The sequence below is a fragment of the Afipia sp. GW821-FHT14H12 genome (genome assembly GCF_058803465.1).
This window is the reverse complement of sequence record NZ_JBXAOZ010000002.1, coordinates 211059-234110: the sequence shown is the minus strand read 5'-3', so window position 1 is coordinate 234110 and position 23052 is coordinate 211059. Positions and strand designations below refer to the sequence as shown.

Below are 23052 nucleotides of genomic sequence, written 5' to 3'. Positions count from 1 at the left end.
CTTCCTTTCGTCGCTTTCAGCCCGTCAATTGACCCTGCCTAACGCTGCGGCAGAAGGGGCCTGCCGGGATCGCCTGCTGGGCATTTGCCAGCCTTGGGATTTACCGGCCTTGGGATACACTGACGCGGGATTCGCCACGCCCGCTGTTGGACGGGACATATAACAGACGGGATTCGCTGCATGCCGCGTTCTGAGCCATTTTCCCCGGCGATCAGAACCCGCACCGTAGCCAATCAACGCTCAACGCCAACGTGAGGCAATGCAGGACTCCAAGCCTCAGAAAGCGTCGCGACCTCAAACGAGCCATTGGGATGCTCCCGAGTGGGAGGATGAGCGCTGCCATCAGGCACGGCGTCTGCTCAAGCGCCGCCGTGTCGGCTTGCACCGTCTGACCGCACCTTTCGCAAGACTTGGTCACCGGATTCTCGATACGGTCTGGCTGCGCCGGACCATCGCCACGTTCGGCGTTCTCGCCATCGTCTTCGGCGTCGGTTTTTTCGGACTGTGGCTGCGTCTCGGCGCGGGGCCGATCAATCTCGATGTCGTCACGCCATGGCTCGCGTCCGCCATTGAGCAGAACCTCGGGCGCGATCACACCGTCCAGGTTGGTGGCACCCAGATCGAACGCGCGGGAAGGATCAGGGTCGCGGTGCGCCTGCGCGACATCGTGGTGCGTGATCACAACGGCGCCATCGTTGCGAGCGCCCCGAAGGCGGAAGTGCGCCTGTCCGGCATGGCGCTTTTGTTCGGCACGCTGCGCGCCGAGACGCTGCGGCTCGTCGATGCGGAATTGTCGGTGCGGATCACGCCGGACGGTGAAGTGATAGTGTCCACCGCGGGCACCACGCAACCGCTCGCCACCGGCAAGGTGCCGGTGAAGCCTCTGGTGATAGCGCCCCCCGACTACCCGCAGGCTCCACCCGCGGCGGGACAGCCCTCAGCGGTCGCCGCGTCTGCGCCCGGATTGCTTGCGGTGATGAGCTGGCTCGACACGCTCGGCTCCAAGGGACTGGACGGCCAGAGCCTGAACGAGATCGGCCTGCGCAATGGCTCCCTTCTGGTGGACGACCAGCAGAGCAAGACGAAATTTTCTTTCGACAATATCAGTCTCAGCTTGAGACGGCCCACGGCCGGCGGCGTTGTGATGACCGTGGGTGAAGAAGGTGTGGATGCCTGGTCGCTCAGGCTTGGCGTTGGCGCACCGCAGAACGGCGTGCGGCAGGTCGAACTGACGGCCAACAAGGTACCGACCAAAAACCTGATATTGGCTGCGCGGCTCAAGGATTTCACCTACACTACCGACGGCATGCTGCTGAGCGGGGAGATCAAGGGCGAGGTCGGCCGCGACGGCTTGCCGACTTATCTCGGCGGTGTCTTCTCCATCGGCAAGGGCAGCATCATCGACCGCGCCACGCCGGACTATCCGATGGCGATCGATCAGATCGAGGCGCGCCTTGATTGGGATGCCGGGCGGCGTGTCATGGTTGCGCCGTTCCAGATCACCTCGGGAAGCAATCGAGTCACCTCGCTCGCCCATCTGGAGGCTCCGAACGGACGCACGCCGAACTGGCAGCTCGGACTGTCCGGAGGCACGATCGTGCTCGCCGGTCCCAAGGGAGAGAATCCGGTCATCTTCAACCGCATCGCGGTGCGCCTGCGGTTCGATACCGAACATCGCCGGATCGTCATGACCCAGTGCGATATCAGCAATGGAGAGGTCGGCGTCGCAGGCTCGGGCGCGGTCGATTACTCGATGCCCGCGGCGCAGGTTCAGCTCGGCCTTGCGACGACGGCGATGCCTGCGTCGACGCTGAAGAACATCTGGCCGATCCTGATCGTGCCGGAGGTGCGTGAATGGCTGATCGAGCGCGTCAGTGGCGGCACCTTGCAGCATCTCGACATCGCGGTGAACGCGCCGATCCACACTCTTGCGCGCGGCGGCCCGCCGATCCCGGATGAAGGCTTGTCGGTCGATTTCTCGGCAGCGGGCGTGGAACTGCATCCGCTCGATGAATTGCCTATGGTCCATAACGCCGACATGAAGGGCCATGTCAGCGGCCGAACGGTGAAGGTCACGATCGGCCAGGGCGGCGTCGATACGCCGGGAGGACGCAAGCTCACGATTTCCGACGTTCTGTTCCAGGTCCCCGATCTGGTGCCGAAGCCTGCGCCGGCCAGCGTACGCTTCCGCCTCGACGGGCCGGTGCCAGCGGCTGCTGAAATTCTTCAGTCGGACCGGTTGAAAGACGTCAGCGGGAACATGATTGATCCCGCTACAAGCAAGGGCAATGTCGCGGCGGTCATCACGCTGAACATGCCGTTGAAAACAGCGCTGACCAAGGAAGACACAAAATACACCGTCAATGTCGATCTCGGCGCGGTTTCGATCGACAAGCTCGCGATGAACCAGAAGCTGGAAGCCAACACGCTTAAGCTCGTCGCTGACAATCAGGGCTATCGCGTCAAGGGCGACGTGAAGATCGCAGGCCAGCCAGCCTCGATCGACTATCACAAGGATGCCGATGGCGATGCGGACATCCGCCTCGCGGCGACACTCGACGATGCCGCACGTGCCAAGCTCGGGGTCGATCTCGGCCCAAGCGTCTCCGGTGCGATCCCCGTGAAGATCAGTGGCAAGATCGGCGGCGACGACAGCAAGCTTGGAGTCGAGGCGGATCTCACGGCCGCCAAGATCGACAACATCCTCCCGGGCTGGACCAAGATCGCGGGCAAGGCGGGGCGCATCACCTTTAACGTCGTTCACAAGCCGCAAAGCACGCGTTTCGAGGATGTCGTCATCGACGGCAGCGGAACATCGATCAAGGGCACCGTGGAGGTCGACCAGAACAATGATCTGGTCAGCGCGGTATTTCCGACCTTCTCGCCTTCGGAAGGCGACAAGGCCTCGCTCAAGGCGGAGCGGGCGAGCGATGGTTCGCTGAAGGTGACATTACGCGGCGACGTGTTCGACGGGCGCGGACTTATCAAGAGTGCCCTGTCGGGAAGCTCAAAGAGTGGAGGCAACACCAAATCGGCAGTCAAGCTCGACAATTTCGATGTTGATGCCAAGCTTGGCGCGATAGCCGGTTATTATGGCGAGGCGCTTCGCAGCGTCGATCTCAAGTTCTCGCGCCGTGGCGGCACGATCCGCGCTTTTTCGCTGTCCGGTAAACTTGGCCGGGATACACCGGTAACTGGCAGTCTGCGGTCGCGCGGGCGTGGCCGTGACCTGCTGTTCGTCGAAACGCACGATGCGGGCGCGCTGTTCCGCTTCACCGACACCTACTCGAAGATGGTCGGTGGCGAGATGTGGGTGGCAATGGATACGCCGACCGCCGACGACACGCCGCAGGAAGGCCTGCTCAACGTCACCGACTTCACCGTCAAGGGCGAGGCGGCACTGGATCGCGTGGTCAACAATGGCGGCAACGTCAACAATCCGAAGGGGATTGCCTTCACGCGCATGCGCACCGAATTCACCCGCCAGACCGGCCAGCTTCGGATCAAGGATGGCGTGGTGCGTGGGCCCGCGGTCGGCGCGACCATCGAAGGCGACATCGACTATGCCGCCAACCAGGTGCGGATGAGCGGCACTTTCGTGCCGATGTACGGGTTGAACAACATGTTCGGGCAAATCCCGATCGTGGGTCTCGTGCTCGGCGGCGGCAGCAACGAGGGCCTGATTGGCGTGACCTATGAAGTCGTCGGCACGCCGGGTGCGCCGGTGCTGCGCGTCAATCCGATTTCGGCGATGGCGCCGGGCGTGCTGCGCAAGATATTCGACTTCAACACCGGCAAGCAGCAAAGCCTGCCGCCGGATTTCCAGTCGATGCAGTAAGCGTCAGACCGGCTTCAGCAACACATGCCGCTTTTTCCCAAGAGAGAGTTTGATAACTCCCTCCGGCGTCAGCACATCCGGCGTGAGCATCATTTTGTCGTCGGTCACAGGCGTGTCGTTGACGCGAATGCCACCGCCCTTGATCTGGCGGCGCGCTTCGCCGTTCGAGGCGACGAGGCCTGCTTTTACGAACAGTGCAAGCACGCTTGCGCCGGACTCCAGTTCGCCGCGCGAAATCTCGAGCGTGGGCAGGTTCTGCGCGATCGCGCCTTCCTCGAACGTGCGCCGCGCAGTTTCGGCGGCTTCATCCGCCGCCATGCGTCCGTGCACCACGGCGGTGGCCTCGGTTGCGAGAATTTTCTTCGCCTCGTTGATTTCGGCGCCGCCGAGCTTTTCGAGCCGTGCGATCTCATCGAGCGGCAGCCGCGTGAACACTTTCAGAAAACGGCCGACGTCGGCGTCCTCGGTGTTGCGGAAGTACTGCCAGAAATCATACGGGCTGAACACATCGCCGTTGAGCCAGACAGCGCCCTTTGCGGTCTTGCCCATCTTCGCGCCGGACGAGGTGGTGAGCAGCGGTGTGGTCAGCGCGTAGAGCTGCGGTCCGCCCATGCGATGGCTGAGATCGACGCCGTTGATGATGTTGCCCCACTGGTCGGAGCCGCCCATCTGCAGGATGCAGCCGTATCGCCTGTTGATTTCGACGAAGTCGTAGCCCTGCATGATCATGTAGTTGAATTCGAGGAACGACAGCGACTGCTCGCGGTCGAGCCGCAGCTTCACGCTGTCGAAGGAGAGCATGCGGTTGACGGAGAAGTAGCGGCCGACGTCACGCAGGAACGAAACGTAGTTGAGCTTCAGCAGCCACTCGGCGTTGTTGATCATCAGCGCATCGGTCGCGCCTTCGCCATAGCGCAAGATGCGCCCGAAGATTTTCTTGATACCCTCGATGTTGGACGCGATGGTGGCCTCGTCGAGCAGCTTACGCTGTTCGTCGCGGAACGAGGGATCGCCGACCATGGAGGTGCCGCCGCCCATCAGCGTGATCGGGCGATGCCCGGTCTGTTGCAGCCAATAGAGCATCGTCACCGAAATAAGGTTGCCGATATGCAGGCTGGTCGCGGTGGCGTCATACCCGACATAGGCCGTGATCGGCCCCTTGGTGCAGGCGTCATCCAGCGCCGCGGGATCGGAAATCTGGTGGATCAGTCCGCGCTGTTCCAGCACATTGAGGAAATCGGACTTGTAGGCGGTCATGCGGGACTCTTTGGCAATTTAGCGATTTTTAGAGGCTCCGTGGTGTATCAGGTCCGGCATCCAATTCAACCGGAGGAGCGGCATGCGTAACGCGATAGGCCTGATGAGCGGCACCTCGCTCGACGGGGTCGATGTCGCGTGGCTGCGGACCGATGGCGAGCAGATCGAATCCTTCGGACCAACGGGATACCGGCCCTACAATGCCGAGGAGCGTGCCGTGCTGCGCGCGGCGCTCGACGCCGCTCCCCGGATTGTGCGGCGTGAGGAGCGCCCGGCCGAGGTGTCGGCTGCCGAGGATCTCGTCACACGCGCGCATGCGGAGGCTGTGGAATCGTTTCTCGCCACGCATGGGATTGACCGCTCCACGGTCGATGTCGTGGGTTTTCACGGCCAGACGGTTCTGCATCGGCCGTATGATCGCCTCACGGTGCAGATCGGCAATGGTGGACAGCTCGCGAAAGCGCTGGGACTGCCTGTGGTGTACGACTTCCGTGCCGCCGATGTTGCGGCCGGCGGGCAGGGTGCGCCGTTGGTGCCTGTCTATCACCGCGCGTTGGCGCGGCTGGCCGATTGCGCCATGCCCGCATGCATCGTCAATATCGGCGGCGTCGCCAATATCACCTACATCGACGACGATGCGCTGATCGCCTGCGACACCGGCCCCGGCAACGCGCTGCTGGATGATTATCTGCTGCGACACACTGGCGAGGCGATGGACCGGGACGGGCAGGTCGCCGCGCCGGGCGTGCCTGACTCCGACTGGATCGCGCAGGCGCTCGAACATCCGTTCTTTGATAGGCCTGCGCCGAAGTCGCTTGACCGCAACGATTTCGCATCCTTCACCGTCGAGGGCATGACGCTTGAGGATGGCGCGGCAACGCTGACGGCCTTCACCGCGGCCTCGATCGCTGGAATCGTGGATCGGTTGCCGAACCAGCCCGCGAGTTGGATCGTGGTCGGCGGGGGCGCCAACAATCCGACCCTGATGCGCATGCTGGCCGAACGACTGGCGCCGATACCCGTGATCACCGGCCATGATCTCGGCTGGCAGGGCGATGCCATCGAGGCGCAGGCGTTTGCCTATCTCGCGGTGCGCAGTCTGAACGGCCTGCCGCTGACATATCCCGGCACCACGGGCGTTAGCGCGCCCCTGACCGGGGGTTTACTCGTGCGTCCGTAAGAGCCTTAGCGCACGTTGGCGAGGCGCATGTCGAGATAGGACGTGATCGATTCCATCAGCGGCTCGAGCCGGTCCTGGAAGAAGTGATTGGCGCCGGGAATGACCTGCTGGTCGATCACGATGCCCTTCTGGGTCTTGAGCTTCTCGACCAGCGTGTTGACGTCCTTGGCAGGCGCTACGATGTCCTTGTCGCCGTGAACGATCAGGCCGGACGACGGGCAGGGCGCAAGGAAGGAGAAGTCATAGCGGTTCGGCTCAGGCGCGATCGAGATGAAGCCCTCGACTTCGGGCCGGCGCATCAGAAGCTGCATGCCGATCCATGCGCCGAATGAGAATCCGGCGACCCAGCAGGCGCGTGCTTCGGGGTTGATCGTTTGCGCCCAGTCGAGCGCCGCTGCCGCGTCGGAGAGTTCGCCGGTGCCATGGTCGAACGAGCCCTGGCTACGGCCGACGCCGCGAAAGTTGAAGCGCAGCACAGAAAAGCCACGGGCGACGAATGAATAATACACCTGATAAACGATCGGGTGATTCATGTTACCCTGAAACTGCGGATGCGGATGCAACACCATCGCAATCGGGGCGTTCTTCTGCTTCGCGGGGTGGTAGCGTCCTTCAAGACGGCCGGCGGGGCCGGTGAAAATAACTTCAGGCATTGTGGTCCTTAAGAATATGCTCGTTCAACGCCGTGCCCGCCCAACCTCCGTCGCGGCCCAATGTCAGGATGCCGCCACGCCAAGGGAAGGCGCCCGAATACGAGGCCGACTTCTAACATGGGTGGCAGGTGAAAAAGCAAGCAGATTGCGCCGTATCCGCCTGTTCCGGGCTGGAAAATGACGACAAAGCAATGAGTTGATGTGATGGTTGGTATGACTGGACGGCAATTGGCAAAAACCCGCGTCTATCTCGACTGGAACGCCACCGCGCCAATGCGCCCGCAGGCCAAGGCGGCGATGCTGCAAGCCATGGACCTGCAGGGAAATCCGTCCTCGATTCACGCGGAAGGCCGCGCGGCGCGGAAGATCATCGAAGATGCGCGCGCCAACATTGCCAAGGCACTCGGCGCACGCAGCGCCGATGTGGTTTTTACCTCCGGCGGAACCGAGGCCAATGCGCTTGCCCTGATGCCCGGGTTGCGCCGCGATCGCGATGTAGCGACGCGGCTTATCGTCTCCGCTATTGAACACGCGTCCGTGCGGTCTGGCGGCCGGTTCCCGGTCGAGGATATTCAAACCGCGCCGGTCACACCTGCCGGTGTGGTCGATCTTGAGAGGCTTCGGGCCTTGCTCGCGGACGGCGCGCCGGCGCTGGTTTCGGTGATGCTCGCCAATAACGAAACCGGGGCGATCCAGCCGATCGCGGAGATAGCGGAACTCGTCCATGCCGCTCACGGCATTCTGCATGTCGATGCGGTTCAGGGATTTGGAAAGATTGATATTGATATCAATAAATTAGGAGCTGACCTTCTATCGATTTCTGCACACAAGATTGGTGGCTCCAAGGGAGTCGGGGCTCTGGTCCTGACCGAGCGCGTGACAGGTTTTGAACCTTTCATCACGGCCGGCGGGCAGGAGAAGGGCCGCAGGGGCGGAACCGAGAATCTACCGGGCATTGCCGCATTCGGGGCCGCCGTGGCCGCGCATCTTGAAACCGGCGCAGCCGCCATGGCGCGGATGCAGAAGCTTCGGTCGAAATTCGAGGCAGGACTACGCGCGGTAACGCCCGAACTGGTCATCTTTTCCAGCGATGTTCCCCGGGTGCCGAACACCACCTTGTTTGCAGCGCCAGGCATGAAGGCGGAAACTGCTGTGATTGCCTTCGATTTGGAAGGTATGGCGGTATCGTCCGGCTCGGCCTGTTCCTCCGGGAAAGTTCATGCCTCGCCCGTCCTGACGGCGATGGGCGTGAAGCCCGAGGTGGCGCAAGGAGCCGTGCGTTTAAGTCTGGGCTGGGACACCACAGAAGCGGAGATTCAATACCTTCTTGAGGCTTGGATATCTCTCTCAAACGTACTAGTTAAAGGGACGGATGCCGTCGCTTGAACCGTTCTAAAAAATAGACGATAACAAGAACGAAACACGTCAACGACATTCATGTTGGCCCACTGCGGTCCTTGAAACCGCGAGCGGAGAAGTACAATGCCAGCCGTCCAGGAGACGGTCGATCGGGTTCGCCAGATCGACGTCGATCAGTATCGCTATGGGTTTGAAACCCAGATCGAATCGGAAAAGGCTCCGCGTGGCCTGACTGAAGACACCATCCGGTTCATATCCGCCAAGAAAAACGAACCCGCCTGGATGCTCGAATGGCGTCTGGAGGCGTTTCGCCGTTGGCTCACCATGGAAGAGCCGACCTGGGCGCGCGTCGATTATCCGAAGATCGACTATCAGGATCTCTATTACTATTCCGCGCCGAAAAAGAAGAAGGAGGTCGCTTCTCTCGACGAGATAGATCCCGAAATTCTCAAGACCTACGAGAAACTCGGCATTCCGCTACGCGAAGTCGAAGTGCTCGAAGGCGTCGTGCGCAAGGATGAAGACGGCAACGAGGTGAGCGAGCGCCGCGTCGCGGTCGACGCCGTGTTCGACTCGGTGTCGGTCGCCACCACGTTCCAGGCCGAGTTGAAGAAAGCCGGCGTGATCTTCATGCCGATCTCGGACGCGATCCGCGAACATCCGGACCTCGTGAAGAAGTATCTCGGCTCGGTCGTGCCGACCTCGGACAATTTCTTCGCGACGCTGAACTCGGCAGTGTTCTCCGACGGCTCCTTCGTCTATCTCCCGCCGGGCGTGCGCTGCCCGATGGAGTTGTCGACCTATTTCCGCATCAACGAGCGTAACACCGGCCAGTTCGAGCGCACGCTGATCATCGCCGACAAGGGTGCTTACGTCAGCTACCTCGAAGGTTGCACCGCTCCGCAGCGCGACGAGAACCAGTTGCACGCCGCCGTGGTCGAGCTCGTCGCCCATGACGACGCCGAGATCAAATACTCGACGGTGCAGAACTGGTATCCGGGCAATTCGGAAGGCAAGGGCGGCATCTACAATTTCGTCACCAAGCGTGGCGACTGTCGCGGCAAGAATTCCAAGATTTCGTGGACGCAGGTGGAAACCGGCTCCGCCATCACCTGGAAATATCCGAGCTGCATCCTGCGCGGCGATAACTCGCGCGGCGAATTCTATTCGATCGCGATCTCGAACGGTTTCCAGCAGGTCGATTCTGGCACCAAGATGATTCATCTTGGCAAGAACACCACGAGCCGCATCATCTCCAAGGGCATTGCGGCGGGTGTCTCGCAGAACACCTATCGTGGTCTCGTCACGGCTCACCGCAAGGCGACTGGCGCGCGCAACTTCACCGCCTGTGACTCGCTTTTGATCGGTGACAAATGCGGCGCGCACACCGTCCCCTATATTGAAGCCAAGAACTCATCGACCCAGTTCGAACACGAGGCGACAACCTCGAAGATTTCCGAAGACATGCTGTTCTACTGCGTGCAGCGCGGTCTTTCGCAGGAGGAGGCGGTTGCCCTCGTCGTCAACGGGTTCGTCCGTGACGTGCTGCAGCAACTGCCGATGGAGTTTGCAGTCGAGGCGCAGAAGCTGATCTCGATTTCGCTGGAAGGAAGTGTGGGGTAGCCGTGAATAGGTTCTGGTTCAGACCTAAAACGTACGGCTACGGAGTGACGCCTGTGACCTGGGAAGGCTGGGCTGTCGTCGTGGCATATGTCGCTGTGGTTCTGGCCGGAGTACTGCGCCTCACCCATCAGGATCAAACGGGTACGACATGGCTGTTTGCGATAGCCATGATTGCCGTCGCAACGGGTGCGATGGTTTTTGTCGGTCGGCAAAAGACCGATGGAGACTGGCGCTGGCGATGGGGCAATGTGGATAAATCTGGAAAGGTAAAGTGATGACCGCGTTACTGGAAGTCAAAGGCCTCAAGGTTCAAGTCGAGGACAACGAGATCCTGCACGGGCTCGACCTCACCGTGAACGAAGGCGAGGTTCACGCGATCATGGGGCCGAACGGCTCGGGCAAATCGACTCTGTCGCATGTCATCGCGGGCAAGCCCGGTTACGACGTGACTGGCGGCGAAATCCTGTTCAAGGGCGAAAACCTGCTCGAGATGGAGCCGAATGAGCGAGCCGCCAAGGGCGTGTTCCTGGCGTTCCAGTACCCGATGGAAATTCCGGGCGTCGCCACCATGACGTTCCTGCGCACTGCACTGAACGCGCAGCGCAAGGCGCGCGGCGAGAGCGAATTCTCGACCCCGGACTTCTTGAAGAAAGTGAAGGAAGTCGCGGCCAGGCTGAGCATTCCGCAGGACATGCTCAAGCGCGGCGTCAATGTCGGGTTCTCGGGCGGCGAAAAGAAGCGCAACGAAGTGCTGCAGATGGCGCTGTTCGAGCCGAGCCTGTGCATCCTCGATGAGATGGATTCCGGTCTTGATATCGACGCGCTGCGCATCGCGGCCGACGGCGTCAATGCCCTGCGCGGAAAGAGCCGCTCGATGATCGTCATCACGCACTATCAGCGGCTCCTCAACTACATCATTCCGGATGTCGTCCATGTGATGTCGAAGGGGCGCGTCGTGAAAAGCGGCGGCAAGGATCTTGCGCTGGAGCTGGAGAAGTCCGGCTACGCGCAGTTTGAAGATAAAGCGGCGTAAGCGGGTATCGCGATGAACGTTGCATTGATCAAATCGACAGAGCAGCCTTACGGCGAGTTGTTCGCCGAGGCGCGCGAGCGTCTGCCTGGCGATGGCCTTGTTGCAAGCGCGCGCAAGGCGGCCTTCGATGATTTCGCTGAGCGCGGCTTGCCGCATCGGCGGATCGAGGAATGGAAGTACACCGACCTGCGCGCACTTTTGCGCACGGTTGCACCTCTTGCGCCGTCGCCTGAAAAGGCAGCGCTGGCGCTGGCTGCAAAAGCGGTTGAGGCACTCGGCATTGAGAATACGTGCCGTCTGACGCTGGTCGACGGCGTATTCGCGCCCGAATTGTCCGATCTGGCGACGCTCGAAAAGGGCGTTCGTGTGCAGACGCTGCGCGAAGCGCTGGGCGCGGGCAAGACCGATCTGTTGAAGACGAAGGTTGCCTCCGATGCGATGATCTCGCTGAACGGGGCACTGGCAACCGATGGCGTGATCGTCATCGTGGACGATAACGTCACCTTGAGCCGGCCGATTCACATCGCGCATGTCGCAACGGCCTCCTCGGCTTCGGTTGTGACGCGCTCGCATGTTCGGATCGGCGACAAGGCGCGCGTGACGCTGGTCGAGAGCTTTGTCGGCGCCGAGGGCGCCGCCACCTATCAGGTTTATGATCAGGTGGAAGTGTCGATCGGCGATGACACCGAATTGCAGCATGTGCGTCTGATGGAAGACGCGCGCGATGCCGCCAACATCACCACGGCTGCATTCCGGCTCGGCGCGCGTACCAAGCTCAATAGCTTTGGCCTTACTCAAGGCGCAGCGGTCAGCCGTTATCAGGGCTTCATCACCTTCGCGGGCGAGGGGAGCGAACTGTCCACCAACGGCGTGAATCTGCTCGGCAGCCGCCGCCATGGCGACACCACGCTGGTGGTCGATCATGCGGTGCCGAACTGCATCAGCCGCGAGGTGTTCCGTGCGGTTCTCGACGACCAGTCTCATTCGGTGTTCCAGGGCCGCATCATCGTGCGGCAGGATGCCCAGAAGACCGACGGCAAGATGATGACGCGCGCGCTTTTGCTGTCCGACGATGCGGAAGCCGACAACAAGCCGGAGCTTGAGATTTTTGCGGACGACGTGGCTTGCGGCCATGGCGCGACGGCGGGTGCGATCGACGAGGAGCTGTTATTTTATCTGCGTGCACGCGGCTTGCCGGAAAAGGAAGCGCAGGGTTTGCTGATTGCGGCCTTCGTCGGCGAAGCGATTGAATCGATCGTTGATGAGGGATTGCGTGACATCGCGATTGCTACAGCCGATCGATGGCTGGCGGCGCGGGGCTGACCATGCATCCCGCAGTCACCAACGGCTCCTACGACGTCGAGAAAATTCGCGCGGATTTCCCCGCGCTGGCGACGAAAGTGTATGGGAAGCCGCTGGTGTATCTCGACAACGCGGCATCGGCCCAGAAGCCGAACGCCGTGCTGGATCGGATGACGCAGGCGTATCACTCCGAATACGCCAATGTGCACCGCGGCCTGCATTACCTCGCCAACGCGGCGACGGATGCCTATGAGGGCGGCCGTGCCAAGGTCGCCGCTTTTCTCAATGCCGCGCGCAAGGAAGAAATCATCTTCACCCGCAATGCGACCGAGGCCATCAATCTTGTGGCCTCGTCATGGGGTGAGCCGAATATCGATGTGGGCGACGAGATCGTCCTCTCGATCATGGAGCATCACTCCAACATCGTGCCGTGGCATTTTCTGCGTGCGCGCAAGGGCGCGGTGCTGAAATGGGCGCCGGTCGACGACGAGGGGAATTTCCTGATCGAGGAGTTCGAAAAGCTCCTCACCGAGAAGACGAAACTCGTCGCCATCACCCAGATGTCGAACGCACTCGGCACAGTGGTGCCGGTGAAGGATGTGGTCCGGCTCGCGCATGCGCGCGGCATTCCTGTGCTGGTCGACGGCAGTCAGGCGGCGGTGCATCTGACCATCGACGTGCGGGACATCGGTTGCGATTTTTATGTCTGCACCGGTCACAAGATTTATGGCCCGACCGGGATCGGCGCGCTGTACGCCAAATATGACCATCTGGTTGCGATGCGCCCCTTCAACGGCGGCGGCGAGATGATCCGCGAGGTCGCGCAGGACTGGGTGACCTACGGCGATCCGCCGCACAAATTCGAGGCAGGCACGCCGGCGATCGTGGAAGCGATCGGGTTCGGCGCCGCCATCGATTATGTGAATTCCATCGGCAAGGACCGCATCGCTGCCCACGAGCACGATCTGCTGGTTTACGCGACCGAGCGGCTGCGCGAGATCAACTCGCTGCGGCTGATCGGCACCGCGAAGAACAAGGGCCCGGTGATCTCGTTCGAGATGAAGGGGGCACACCCGCACGACGTCGCCACCGTCATCGACCGGGCCGGCATCGCGGTGCGGGCAGGGACGCATTGCGTCATGCCGCTTCTGGAGCGATTCAATGTGACGGCGACCTGCCGTGCCTCATTCGGGATGTATAATACCCGCGCCGAGGTCGATCACCTGGCGCAGGCGCTCGTCAAGGCAGGAGAGCTTTTCTCATGAGCGAAGCAGATTCCGCAGAGAAGGTAGCCGAAGCAGCAAACCGGGTGGACACCACCTCGGCGCTGTCGCCTGAGGAAACCGAGCGGCTTGGCGCGGACATTGTGGCCGCGTTGAAGACCGTCTACGATCCCGAAATTCCGGCCGATATTTACGAACTTGGCCTGATCTACAAGGTCGACATCAAGGATGGCCGGGCAGTGGACGTGCAGATGACGCTGACCACGCCGAACTGTCCTGCCGCAGGCGACCTGCCGAATTTTGTCGAAAACGCCATTGCGAGCGTGCCGGGCGTCGGCCCGGTGACCGTGAACGTGGTGTGGGAACCGCCGTGGACGCCGGACCGGATGTCCGACGAGGCCCGTCTCGTTCTCAATATGTGGTGATTTGGACGAATCGCGGAATTCTGGCGTGATTTGCAAAGGTCACGTCCGGCATTGAAATGCCGAAGGAAGTAGCCAAATGACGGGTATGACTCCTAACGCTCCCACATCCGCAGCCAAGCCGGCCCGCCCGCGTCCTCAAGTGATGCGTCTGACCGAAGCTGCAGCCAACCGCGTTCGCGAGCTGTCTTCGCGCGCTGACTCCGAGATCATTGGCCTGCGCGTCGGCATCAAGAACGGCGGCTGTGCGGGGATGGAATACACCGTCGAATACGCCCACGACGTCCGACCGACCGATGAGGTGGTGGAAGACAAGGGTGTGAAGATTCTGGTCGATCCGAAAGCCGTGATGTTCCTGCTCGGCACCGAGATGGATTTCAAGGTCGACAAGATGGCGGCGCAGTTCGTCTTCAACAACCCGAACCAAACAAGCGCATGCGGCTGCGGCGAGTCCGTCCAGCTGACGCCTGCAAAGATCGACGGCTAGAGTCGTCGCTTTTCAAGCAACCTGAATACGAACGTTGGGCGTGAACTCGGGGTCTGCTTCGCAGATCACGCGGTTGCGGCCGTGCCGCTTGGCGGCGTAGAGGCAGGCATCGGCGCGGTCGATCAGGGCGGGGGCATCGTCACCGGATTGGAAGACCGAAACACCGGCGGAGATGGTAACACGACCGAGAATCTCTCCGGTCGACTTCTTCTTCAATTGCTTGGACATGACGGCGCGGCGGATATTATCGGCTACGGCGAGGGCTTGGCGCATCGAGGTGTTGGGTAAGATCACGGCGAACTCCTCGCCGCCGTAACGCGCCGTGAGGTCCTGGCCTTTGATATTGGCCTTCAACGCCAGCGCCACCAGGCGGAGTACCTGATCGCCGGTAAGGTGGCCGTAATTGTCATTGAACGATTTGAAGTGGTCGATGTCGATCATCAGGAGCGACAACGGTTCACTATTCTGCTGGGCATGTTCGACGGCTGCGTCGAGCGCGCGGTCGAAATATTTGCGGTTGCCGAGCGAGGTGAGAGGATCGGTAAGGCTTTCGGTGCGGATCGCCTCGAGGCTGTCCTGAAGGCTTGCGATCTCGAGCTTCGAAGTCGCCAGTCGCGCTTCCAGGGCCTTGTTGGTGAGGTTCATCTCGCGGGTGGACTGGACCAGCGCATGGATCACAAGGTTGATCTGCGCCTTGTCCTTGGCCTTCTGGAGTCGGGTGGTGGCACCCTCAAGATCGGTGCTGAACGAGCTCGTCATGCCGATCGCGTCGGTGATGAGGCCCATCACATCGTCGATCTCGTTGATGACACGGGAGCCGACCTTGTCGATCCGGTCGGTCATCCGGGTTTGCGACAGATATGTATCGTGGATTTGTTCGAGGTCGGCTTCGGTCAGCTTGCCGCTGCGCAGCAGCGTTTCATTGATGACCTTGTTGAGTTCGATATTGTAGCCGGTCGCGTAGACGTACCAGATCTCGTAATTGCGGGGAATCGCACTCTGGCGCAGGGATCTGATTTGACCCAATGCGACTTCGGCGAACGCGAGGGTGCGCTCGTGTTCTTCAAGAAGACCAATCACGGTGCGTCCCCAGGCAGCCTTCTGCAGCCAGCAAAATTCTAAAATATGGCCGCACGATAGGTTACGTTCGTGAAGGAGGGGTAAACGCCTCCGGTCATATACGTACCTTACCCACGGGCGCGGACAGGGCGCAGCAGAAACGCCGGTAAATGTGAATGATCGCCGGGCTCTACGTGATCTTGCGTTGCAGCAGCCATCGGAAGGCGGCCGAGCGACGGCGGCGGAGCCGCAGGCGTTCTGGCCGATGATTTCGGTGACGGAGCCGGCTTGGCGGCAGGCTTGGCCGAGGTCTTTTCCCGATCGCGATGCTTCGAGCGTTGGCCGCCGCGCCGCGATTTGCGGGGTGCCGGGCCATTCTCTGCGATAACTGCATCGGCTTCAACGGAGGCGGCTGCGGTCCGCGCGTGGCCTTCCGCGTGCGGGATAGACTGCCCGATCAGCTTTTCGATCGCGAGGATTGATTTCTGGTCCAGAGGCGAGACGATCGAGATTGCGGTACCGAGACGGCCGGCGCGGCCGGTACGGCCGATGCGGTGAACGTAATCGTCCGGGTGATGCGGGACGTCGAAATTGAAGACGTGGCTGACCTCAGGAATATCGAGACCGCGGGCCGCGACGTCGGAGGCGACCAGCAACGGCAACTCGCCCTTGCGGAATTGTTCGAGCGCGGCCATGCGCGCGCTCTGGTCCATGTCACCGTGCAAGGCGGCTGCGCCGAAACCGTGCTTTTGCAGCGACTTGTGCAGGATCGCGACTTCGCGCTTGCGGTTGCAGAAAATGATGGCGTTCTTCAGATCCTTGGCGTCGCGCAGGAGTTGGCGCAGCAGTTCGCGCTTTTCGTGCGACTCCTTGCCGGTGCTGATCTGGAACTGCGTGACGGTAACTGCGGTCGACGCTGGCTTGGAAACTTCGACCTTCACCGGATTGTGCAGGAAGGTTTCGGTGATGCGGCGGATTTCCGCCGGCATGGTCGCTGTGAAAAACAGCGTCTGGCGCGTGAACGGCACCAGCTTGCAGATGCGTTCGATGTCGGGGATGAAGCCCATGTCCAGCATGCGGTCGGCTTCGTCGATCACCAGGAGTTCGACGCCAGTCATCAGGAGCTTGCCGCGCTCGGTATGGTCAAGCAGGCGGCCCGGAGTAGCGATCAGCACATCGACGCCACGCCCAAGCTTGGCGTCCTGGTCGCCGAACGAGACGCCGCCGATCAGGAGGGCAACATTGAGTTTCTGGCCGACGCCGTAACGGTCGAAATTCTCCTTCACCTGCGCTGCGAGTTCGCGCGTCGGCTCGAGAATGAGGGTACGGGGCATCCGCGCCCGTGCGCGGCCCTTTTCCAGCAGCGTGAGCATGGGCAGCACGAACGCCGCCGTCTTGCCGGTGCCGGTCTGGGCAATGCCAAGCACGTCTCGCCGGTCGAGCACATGGGGAATTGCTTGTTCTTGAATGGGCGTGGGGGTGGTGTAACCGGTGGCTGCGACTGCAGCGAGAACCTTGTCGGACAAGCCGAGATTGGAAAAGGACATTGAGCCTCTACACGAGATCGCCGTTCGGACTTCTCGGAAATACTGCCGCGCTCAACCCCGGAACGGCATGCAGTTCATGCACGGGGATGACTAAATCGCGGACAAGCGGCTTATCAGGCAGTCGCGTTTCGACTCTGGCCGCGTGCCCGGAACATAGGACGGAATCGCCCAAAGTCAATGTTTTTGGCGGGAAACCACCTGAAACCCTTAATATTTATCCATTTCATGACATTCTCGGCGGCCGCCGATGGCCTTGTTGAGCCGGGTTCCGGAACAGGAGGAGAAGGCATGGATGAGGTATCCCGATCCGTCGAAACCATCCGCGTCCAATGTTGCGTCGTAGGCGGAGGTCCCGCCGGAATGATGCTCGGCTATCTGCTGGGTCGCGCGGGCATCAAAACCGTAGTGCTGGAAAAGCATGCCGATTTCTTTCGCGATTTCCGCGGCGACACGGTGCATCCCTCGACCATGCAGGTGATGCAGGAGCTGGGCCTGCTCGCCGACTTTCTCAAAGTGCCGCATGATGAGATCAGCAAGCTGGAAGGACAGTTCGGCACGACGTCGATCCGGCTGGCCGATCTGTCGCATTTGAAGACGCCATGTCCGTTCATTGCGTTCATGCCGCAATGGGATTTTCTGAACTTCATCGATTCACAGGGCAGGCTTTTTCCCGAATTGCAGGTTCGCAAGAAGACAGAAGCTGTCGAGTTGATGAAGGACGGCGAGCGCGTCATCGGCGTCATCGCGAAAACCGAACAGGGGCCGATCCAGATCACTGCCGATCTCACGGTGGCCTGCGATGGCCGTCATTCATTGATGCGCGAACAGGCCGGGATGGTCGTGGAAGATATCGGCGCGCCGATGGATGTGCTGTGGTTCAAGGTCGGCAAGCCGGAAGGGTCGACCGATGGTGTATTTGCGCGAATCCAGTCCGGGCAAATGATGGTGATGCTTGATCGCACCGACTACTGGCAGTGCGCTTACGTCATCGCCAAAAATGGATACGAAAAAGTCAAAGAAGGTGGACTCGATAAATTCCGCTCCAACATCGCCAAGCTGGCGCCGATCACGCGCGACCACATAGGGGATGTAAGGACCTGGGACGATGTGAAGCTGTTGTCGGTTCAGATTGACCGTCTCACGCAATGGGCGAAACCCGGCTTTCTGTGCATCGGAGACGCGGCGCATGCGATGTCGCCGGTCGGCGGCGTCGGCGTCAATCTCGCGATCCAGGATGCGGTTGCGGCAGCGAACTTGTTGTTCGACAAATTCGGAAATGGCGTTCCGTTGCTGGATGATCTCAACCGCGTGCAGGCGCGGCGCGCGTTTCCGGTGCGCGCGACGCAGGCGATTCAGGTGTTCGTGCAGAACCGGCTGATCAACCGCGCGATCACCGACAAGCAGTTCTCGCCGCCGCTGGTGATGCGCATAGTCAGCAGTTCACCCTGGCTGCAAGGCCTGACCGCGCGCATGATCGGAATCGGCGTTCGCCCCGAGCATGTCCATACGCCCGAGGCGAAACGAGCAGGTTAGACGTCGAGCAATTCTTCCGGCGCGAATTCGGCTTTTTCCGTGATGAACTCAAAGCGCGCCTCGGCCTTGCTGCCCATCAGCCGTTCAACCGACGTTGCGGTGCTGTCGCGGTCTTCCGTCGCCAGCACGACCCGCAGCAGCGTGCGCTTGCGTGGGTCCATCGTGGTTTCCTTGAGCTGATTGGGCATCATCTCGCCGAGGCCTTTGAAGCGGCCGATTTCGACCTTGGCGTTGGCGTGGAATTCCTTTTTCAAAAGCTCATCGCGATGCGCCTCGTCGCGCGCGTAGAGCGTCTTGCTGCCATGGGTCATCCGGTAGAGTGGCGGCACCGCGAGGTAGAGATGGCCTCCATCGATCAGCTTCGGCATCTGCCGGTAGAAGAAGGTGATGAGCAGGGAGGCGATGTGCGCGCCGTCCACGTCGGCGTCGGTCATGATGATGATGCGTGAATAGCGCAGATCGTCTTCACGGTAGTTGATGCCGGTGCCGCAGCCGATTGCCTGAATGAGATCGGACAATTGTGCGTTGGCCACCATCTTGTCACGCGTGGCGGAGGCGACGTTGAGGATCTTGCCGCGCAGCGGAAGAATGGCCTGGGTCTTGCGGTCGCGCGCCTGCTTGGCGCTGCCGCCTGCGGAATCGCCTTCGACGATGAACAGTTCGGAGCCTTCGGTCGCGGTGTTGGTGCAGTCGGCGAGTTTGCCGGGCAGGCGCAACTTTTTCACCGCGGTCTTGCGCGAGATTTCCTTCTCGGCACGGCGGCGCAGCCGTTCGTCGGCGCGCTCGATGATGAAATCGAGAAGCTTGTTGGCCTGAGTCGGGTTGCCGGACAGCCAATGGTCGAACGGGTCCTTCACCGCCTGTTCGACGATGCGCTGCGCCTCGGCGGTCGCGAGGCGGTCCTTGGTCTGTCCCTGGAATTCCGGCTCGCGCACGAACACCGAAAGCATCACGGCCGCGCCCACCATCACGTCTTCGGAGGTGATGGAAGACGCCTTCTTGCCCTGGCCGGTACGCTCGGCGTGATCCCGAATGCCGCGCAGAAGCGCGCTGCGCATACCGGTTTCATGCGTGCCGCCGTCAGGCGTTGGTACTGTGTTGGTGTAGGATGACATGAAGCCGTCGGCATCGGCGGTCCATGCCACCGCCCATTCGCAGGCGCCGTGTGCGCCGTTGCGCCCCGATTTGCCGGAGAAGATGTCCGGGTGCACCAGCGTGTCGGAATGGATGGCCGCGGCAAGATAATCTTTCAGGCCGCCGGGGAAGTGGAACGTATCCTCGGCGGGCACGTCCTCGATGCCCTTGAGCAGTTCGGGCGCGCATTTCCAGCGGATTTCGACGCCGCCGAACAGATAGGCTTTGGAGCGCGCCATCTTGAACAGGCGCTGCGGTTTGAAGACGGCCTTGCCCCCGAAAATTTCCGTATCCGGCTTGAAGCGGATCGAGGTGCCGCGGCGGTTGTGGACCTTGCCCAGTTCTTCCAGCTTGCCCTTCGGCTTGCCGCGCTCGAACGTCATCCGGTAGAGCTTCTGGTTGCGGGCGACCTCGACGACGAGCTGCGAGGAGAGCGCGTTCACCACCGAGACGCCGACGCCATGCAGGCCGCCCGAGGTCTCGTAGACCTTGGAGTCGAATTTGCCGCCGGCGTGCAACGTGCACATGATGATTTCCAGCGCCGACTTGTTCTTGAATTTCGGGTGCGGGTCGACCGGAATGCCACGGCCGTTATCGATCACGGTCAGATATCCGTCCGCGCCAAGCTCGACCTCGATGAAGCTCGCATGACCGGCCAGCGCCTCGTCCATCGAATTGTCGATGACTTCGGCGAACAGGTGGTGCAGCGCCTTTTCGTCGGTTCCGCCGATATACATGCCCGGACGGCGGCGCACCGGTTCCAGCCCCTCCAGAACCTCGATGTCGGCGGCGGTGTAGCCAGCCTCCGCGCTCGAGGGCTTGGCGGAGGGTGCGGCCGAGCCGCGCGGCTTGCGGTCCCCAGAAGCAAACAGGTCGTTCGCCGCTTTCGCGGATGAGGTGGATTTTGCGTTTGCTTTCAGAGGTTTCGCCATGGACTTCAGTTCTAACAGTCTGATAAAGGGCACGAATCGTTGATGATCACTATGACATGAACGACGTGACAATGTGGCGGGCAACCCTCATCTAGGCAGGGTCGCATTGCCTGGGGAGCAGGATGCTTCCAGTGCCGGGCCGGCTTTTCGAGTGCCGGTTCTCAAGAATGAGGGACGTGAATGGCACTGGAAGAGATGGTTCGCGGCGTGGTTGAGTTCGTCCGGGAACATCAGGTGTGGGCCGCACCCGTTGTCGGCGCTCTCGCGTTCGGTGAATCGCTGGCTTTCGTCTCGCTCGTGATCCCCGCATGGAGCGCGCTGATCGGCATCGGCGCGTTGGTCGGCGCGAGCGACGTCAAGTTCTGGCCGGTCTGGGTGGCGGCGTCGCTTGGTGCCGCGCTCGGCGATTGGTTGTCCTATTGGCTCGGCTTTACCTTCAAGAACCAGGTCACGCATATGTGGCCACTATCGCGCTACCCCGAAATGCTACCGCGCGCGGAGCGGTTCGTCAGCAAGTGGGGTGTGCCGGGCATTTTCATCGGGCGGTTCTTCGGGCCGCTGCGCGCTGCGGTGCCGCTGGCCGCCGGGGTTTTCGAGATGCCGTATTGGCACTTCCAGGCCGCGAATTTCTCATCCGCCTTCGTCTGGTCGGCAACGCTACTGCTGTTCGGCGACGCCCTCTCGAAGCTGGCGGCCTGGTTCTGGGCGATGGTCTAAGAGCAGTCTGCAGGGTCGAGGGGCGGAGTGCTGCTTGACCCTGCGCCAAGGGGGTTTTATATGCGGCCCCATGATCGAACCCGCAAACAGAACCCTCCGTCGCCGCCGCTTTGCAATTTAGCGGCTGGTCGCGTTTGCTCGATCCAATGCCGCAGGATAGGTCCGCGGCGCCTTGTCTCTTTCAACAAATCGCCGCATCACCTGTCCCGCGTTCTGTCGGATAAGGACCATTGTCATGGCTGAAAAGAAGAAGATCGGCATTCTAGGCGCCTCCGGTTACACCGGGGCAGAACTTGTGCGCCTGTTGCTGCGGCATCCACGCGTCGAGATCGTTCTTCTGACGGCCGACCGCCGCGCCGGGCACAAGCTGGGCGATGTGTTTCCGCAGTTCGCACCTTACGATCTGCCGCAGCTTGTCTCCATCGAGAGCGTCGACTGGGCAGCCGCCAAGCTCGATCTGGTGTTCTGCGCACTTCCGCATGCCACGACGCAAAAAGTGCTGAAGGACCTCTTGGCGAAAGCGCCGGAGACGAAGGTGGTCGACCTGTCGGCCGACTTCCGGCTGGGCGATCCCGCCGTCTACGCGAAGTGGTACGGGCACGAGCATCATGCACTCGAGTTGCAGAAGGAGGCCGTGTATGGCCTTACCGAAATCTATCGCCGCGACGTGAAGAAGGCGCGGCTCGTCGCCAATCCCGGCTGCTACACGACCTGCGCGCAACTGCCACTCATTCCTCTGCTGAAAGCCAAGGCGATCGAGAGCGACGAGATCGTGATCGACGCGAAGTCTGGCACGACGGGCGCTGGCCGTTCGGCGAAGGAAGACACGCTGTTTTCGGAAGTCTCCGAGGGCTTCCATGCCTATGGCGTGGGGCACCATCGGCACATGTCCGAACTCGATCAGGAGTTCTCCAAGGCGGCGGGCAAGGATGTCGTGGCGACCTTCACGCCGCACCTCACGCCGATGAACCGCGGCATCTACTCGACGATCTATGTGCGCGGCCGGCGCGGAAAGACCGCCCACGAACTGCATGACATCCTGAGCAAGCAGTACGAGAAGGATCCGTTCGTTTACGTGCTGCCATTCGGCAAGACGCCGGACTCGCGCCATGTGCGCGGCTCGAACATGACCTTCATCGGCGTTGCCGAGGATCGCAAGCCGGGGCGGGCGATCATCGTCTCGACGCTCGACAACCTGACCAAGGGCGCGTCGGGGCAGGCGGTGCAGAACATGAATGTCATGCTCGGCTTTGCCGAGACGCTCGGCATCGATCAGCCGGCGTTGTCGTCGTGATGTGAAAAGAGCCGCGCGAGCGGCTCTTTTTTTGTTCTCAAAAGACGCGGAAAATCGCGAGCGCAAGAACAGCCTGCGCAAGAAAGCCGACGACGAAGGCCAGCGTCCGCAACACCGGTACGCCGAGTGCGTAGATGATGACGTGAGCAAGCCGCGACCAGAAGTAGACCGCGCAGGCAAGCACCGTCCATTTGCTCGAATAATCGATCGCATTGAGGATCAGCACCAGCGGCGCGAAAATCGCGAGATTCTCGACCGCGTTGTCGTGCGCGAACATCATCCGGTTCGCCCATTCGGCATGTGGCTTGTCGCCGCGCGCCGGATTGGCCATGGCACCGCCTATGCCGCGCACTGCGCAGCGGTTGAGGATGTAGGGGACCCACAGCACGCCGGTCAAAATCACGGTCAATGTCAGCCAGAACAATTCTCGCGTCATCGCCTGTTCCTTTCTTCGCAGCC

At 61.3% G+C, this 23052-nt stretch carries 19 protein-coding genes; 13 read left to right on the top strand and 6 right to left on the bottom strand.

The features are described 5' to 3' along the window. The first annotated feature begins 259 nt into the window (after window positions 1-259). The gene (locus AC1RNA_RS12690) at window positions 260-3838 is read left to right on the top strand and encodes a YhdP family protein (protein WP_492951338.1); all 3579 of its coding nucleotides are present in this window, start codon (window positions 260-262) and stop codon (window positions 3836-3838) included. A 3-nt stretch (window positions 3839-3841) separates the two neighbouring features. Here AC1RNA_RS12690 and tyrS read toward each other — a convergent pair whose 3' ends face one another. Next, window positions 3842-5095 (bottom strand): tyrosine--tRNA ligase, encoded by a 1254-nt coding sequence (tyrS, locus tag AC1RNA_RS12685; RefSeq protein WP_492951337.1) that lies wholly within the window; start codon window positions 5093-5095, stop codon window positions 3842-3844. Window positions 5096-5177: 82 nt separating this feature from the next. Here tyrS and AC1RNA_RS12680 point away from each other — a divergent pair, with 82 nt between their 5' ends. Beyond that, window positions 5178-6275 carry an anhydro-N-acetylmuramic acid kinase gene (locus AC1RNA_RS12680; RefSeq protein WP_492951336.1) on the top strand — a complete coding sequence of 366 codons (1098 nt, stop codon included), beginning with the start codon at window positions 5178-5180 and terminating at the stop codon, window positions 6273-6275. A gap of 5 nt (window positions 6276-6280) precedes the next feature. On the opposite strand, the gene AC1RNA_RS12675 is transcribed toward AC1RNA_RS12680, so the two are convergent. Next, window positions 6281-6928, bottom strand: coding sequence for an alpha/beta hydrolase (locus AC1RNA_RS12675; RefSeq protein ID WP_002716045.1), 648 nt, complete (start codon window positions 6926-6928; stop codon window positions 6281-6283). A 204-nt stretch (window positions 6929-7132) separates the two neighbouring features. Here AC1RNA_RS12675 and AC1RNA_RS12670 point away from each other — a divergent pair, with 204 nt between their 5' ends. The 8 genes from AC1RNA_RS12670 (at window position 7133) to AC1RNA_RS12635 (ending at window position 14377) form a co-directional block, all read left to right on the top strand. Further along, window positions 7133-8314, top strand: coding sequence for a cysteine desulfurase family protein (locus tag AC1RNA_RS12670; RefSeq protein ID WP_492951335.1), 1182 nt, complete (start codon window positions 7133-7135; stop codon window positions 8312-8314). Window positions 8315-8410: 96 nt separating this feature from the next. After that, on the top strand, window positions 8411-9910 hold the full coding sequence (sufB, locus tag AC1RNA_RS12665; protein ID WP_009339359.1) for a Fe-S cluster assembly protein SufB: 1500 nt from the start codon (window positions 8411-8413) through the stop codon (window positions 9908-9910). Between the two features lie 53 nt (window positions 9911-9963). Beyond that, a complete protein-coding gene (locus AC1RNA_RS12660; RefSeq protein WP_009339362.1) occupies window positions 9964-10185 on the top strand; it encodes a hypothetical protein in 222 nt (73 codons plus the stop codon). Beyond that, entirely contained in the window at window positions 10185-10943 is a 759-nt protein-coding gene (sufC, locus tag AC1RNA_RS12655) for a Fe-S cluster assembly ATPase SufC (RefSeq protein WP_048756168.1), read from the top strand. Before AC1RNA_RS12660 ends, sufC begins: the two co-directional genes overlap by 1 nt. Window positions 10944-10955: 12 nt before the next feature. Continuing rightward, window positions 10956-12266: a Fe-S cluster assembly protein SufD gene (gene sufD, locus AC1RNA_RS12650; RefSeq protein ID WP_492951334.1), complete on the top strand. Its 1311-nt coding sequence runs from the start codon at window positions 10956-10958 to the stop codon at window positions 12264-12266. Continuing rightward, a complete protein-coding gene (locus AC1RNA_RS12645) occupies window positions 12263-13510 on the top strand; it encodes a cysteine desulfurase (RefSeq protein ID WP_198007814.1) in 1248 nt (415 codons plus the stop codon). The genes sufD and AC1RNA_RS12645 overlap by 4 nt, the downstream gene beginning before the upstream one ends. Then, window positions 13507-13893 carry an SUF system Fe-S cluster assembly protein gene (locus AC1RNA_RS12640; protein WP_009339370.1) on the top strand — a complete coding sequence of 129 codons (387 nt, stop codon included), beginning with the start codon at window positions 13507-13509 and terminating at the stop codon, window positions 13891-13893. Before AC1RNA_RS12645 ends, AC1RNA_RS12640 begins: the two co-directional genes overlap by 4 nt. A 76-nt stretch (window positions 13894-13969) precedes the next feature. Then, window positions 13970-14377 (top strand): HesB/IscA family protein, encoded by a 408-nt coding sequence (locus AC1RNA_RS12635; RefSeq protein ID WP_009339371.1) that lies wholly within the window; start codon window positions 13970-13972, stop codon window positions 14375-14377. 12 nt (window positions 14378-14389) lie between these two features. Here the strand turns inward: AC1RNA_RS12635 and AC1RNA_RS12630 are convergent, their stop codons facing one another. Next, window positions 14390-15457, bottom strand: coding sequence for a GGDEF domain-containing protein (locus AC1RNA_RS12630; protein ID WP_009339373.1), 1068 nt, complete (start codon window positions 15455-15457; stop codon window positions 14390-14392). A 107-nt stretch (window positions 15458-15564) separates the two neighbouring features. After that, window positions 15565-16983, bottom strand: coding sequence for a DEAD/DEAH box helicase (locus AC1RNA_RS12625; RefSeq protein WP_009339375.1), 1419 nt, complete (start codon window positions 16981-16983; stop codon window positions 15565-15567). A 288-nt stretch (window positions 16984-17271) separates the two neighbouring features. Between AC1RNA_RS12625 and AC1RNA_RS12620 the strand changes: the two genes are divergently transcribed. Next, the gene (locus AC1RNA_RS12620; RefSeq protein WP_492951333.1) at window positions 17272-18516 is read left to right on the top strand and encodes an FAD-dependent oxidoreductase; all 1245 of its coding nucleotides are present in this window, start codon (window positions 17272-17274) and stop codon (window positions 18514-18516) included. Here the strand turns inward: AC1RNA_RS12620 and parE are convergent. Further along, window positions 18513-20582, bottom strand: coding sequence for a DNA topoisomerase IV subunit B (gene parE, locus AC1RNA_RS12615; RefSeq protein ID WP_492951332.1), 2070 nt, complete (start codon window positions 20580-20582; stop codon window positions 18513-18515). The genes AC1RNA_RS12620 and parE overlap by 4 nt on opposite strands. A 180-nt stretch (window positions 20583-20762) precedes the next feature. Between parE and AC1RNA_RS12610 the strand changes: the two genes are divergently transcribed. Together AC1RNA_RS12610 and argC are read left to right on the top strand one after the other, a co-directional pair. Further along, window positions 20763-21299 carry a DedA family protein gene (locus tag AC1RNA_RS12610; RefSeq protein ID WP_492951331.1) on the top strand — a complete coding sequence of 179 codons (537 nt, stop codon included), beginning with the start codon at window positions 20763-20765 and terminating at the stop codon, window positions 21297-21299. A gap of 235 nt (window positions 21300-21534) precedes the next feature. Continuing rightward, the gene (gene argC / locus AC1RNA_RS12605; RefSeq protein WP_009339383.1) at window positions 21535-22593 is read left to right on the top strand and encodes an N-acetyl-gamma-glutamyl-phosphate reductase; all 1059 of its coding nucleotides are present in this window, start codon (window positions 21535-21537) and stop codon (window positions 22591-22593) included. 37 nt (window positions 22594-22630) lie between these two features. Here the strand turns inward: argC and AC1RNA_RS12600 are convergent, their stop codons facing one another. Next, on the bottom strand, window positions 22631-23029 hold the full coding sequence (locus AC1RNA_RS12600; protein WP_009339385.1) for an MAPEG family protein: 399 nt from the start codon (window positions 23027-23029) through the stop codon (window positions 22631-22633). Window positions 23030-23052: the final 23 nt, after the last annotated feature.

Bases quoted from the DNA above. Each gene is read 5' to 3' on its own strand.
- tyrS (WP_492951337.1), bottom strand. From the start codon at position 5,095: ATGACCGCCTACAAGTCCGATTTCCTCAATGTGCTGGAACAGCGCGGA.
- AC1RNA_RS12610 (WP_492951331.1), top strand. From the start codon at position 20,763: ATGGCACTGGAAGAGATGGTTCGCGGCGTGGTTGAGTTCGTCCGGGAA.
- AC1RNA_RS12670 (WP_492951335.1), top strand. From the start codon at position 7,133: ATGGTTGGTATGACTGGACGGCAATTGGCAAAAACCCGCGTCTATCTC.
- argC (WP_009339383.1), top strand. From the start codon at position 21,535: ATGGCTGAAAAGAAGAAGATCGGCATTCTAGGCGCCTCCGGTTACACC.
- AC1RNA_RS12600 (WP_009339385.1), bottom strand. From the start codon at position 23,029: ATGACGCGAGAATTGTTCTGGCTGACATTGACCGTGATTTTGACCGGC.
- AC1RNA_RS12625 (WP_009339375.1), bottom strand. From the start codon at position 16,983: ATGTCCTTTTCCAATCTCGGCTTGTCCGACAAGGTTCTCGCTGCAGTC.
- sufD (WP_492951334.1), top strand. From the start codon at position 10,956: ATGAACGTTGCATTGATCAAATCGACAGAGCAGCCTTACGGCGAGTTG.
- AC1RNA_RS12640 (WP_009339370.1), top strand. From the start codon at position 13,507: ATGAGCGAAGCAGATTCCGCAGAGAAGGTAGCCGAAGCAGCAAACCGG.
- sufB (WP_009339359.1), top strand. From the start codon at position 8,411: ATGCCAGCCGTCCAGGAGACGGTCGATCGGGTTCGCCAGATCGACGTC.
- sufC (WP_048756168.1), top strand. From the start codon at position 10,185: ATGACCGCGTTACTGGAAGTCAAAGGCCTCAAGGTTCAAGTCGAGGAC.
- parE (WP_492951332.1), bottom strand. From the start codon at position 20,582: ATGGCGAAACCTCTGAAAGCAAACGCAAAATCCACCTCATCCGCGAAA.
- AC1RNA_RS12635 (WP_009339371.1), top strand. From the start codon at position 13,970: ATGACGGGTATGACTCCTAACGCTCCCACATCCGCAGCCAAGCCGGCC.
- AC1RNA_RS12675 (WP_002716045.1), bottom strand. From the start codon at position 6,928: ATGCCTGAAGTTATTTTCACCGGCCCCGCCGGCCGTCTTGAAGGACGC.
- AC1RNA_RS12620 (WP_492951333.1), top strand. From the start codon at position 17,272: ATGGATGAGGTATCCCGATCCGTCGAAACCATCCGCGTCCAATGTTGC.
- AC1RNA_RS12690 (WP_492951338.1), top strand. From the start codon at position 260: ATGCAGGACTCCAAGCCTCAGAAAGCGTCGCGACCTCAAACGAGCCAT.
- AC1RNA_RS12680 (WP_492951336.1), top strand. From the start codon at position 5,178: ATGCGTAACGCGATAGGCCTGATGAGCGGCACCTCGCTCGACGGGGTC.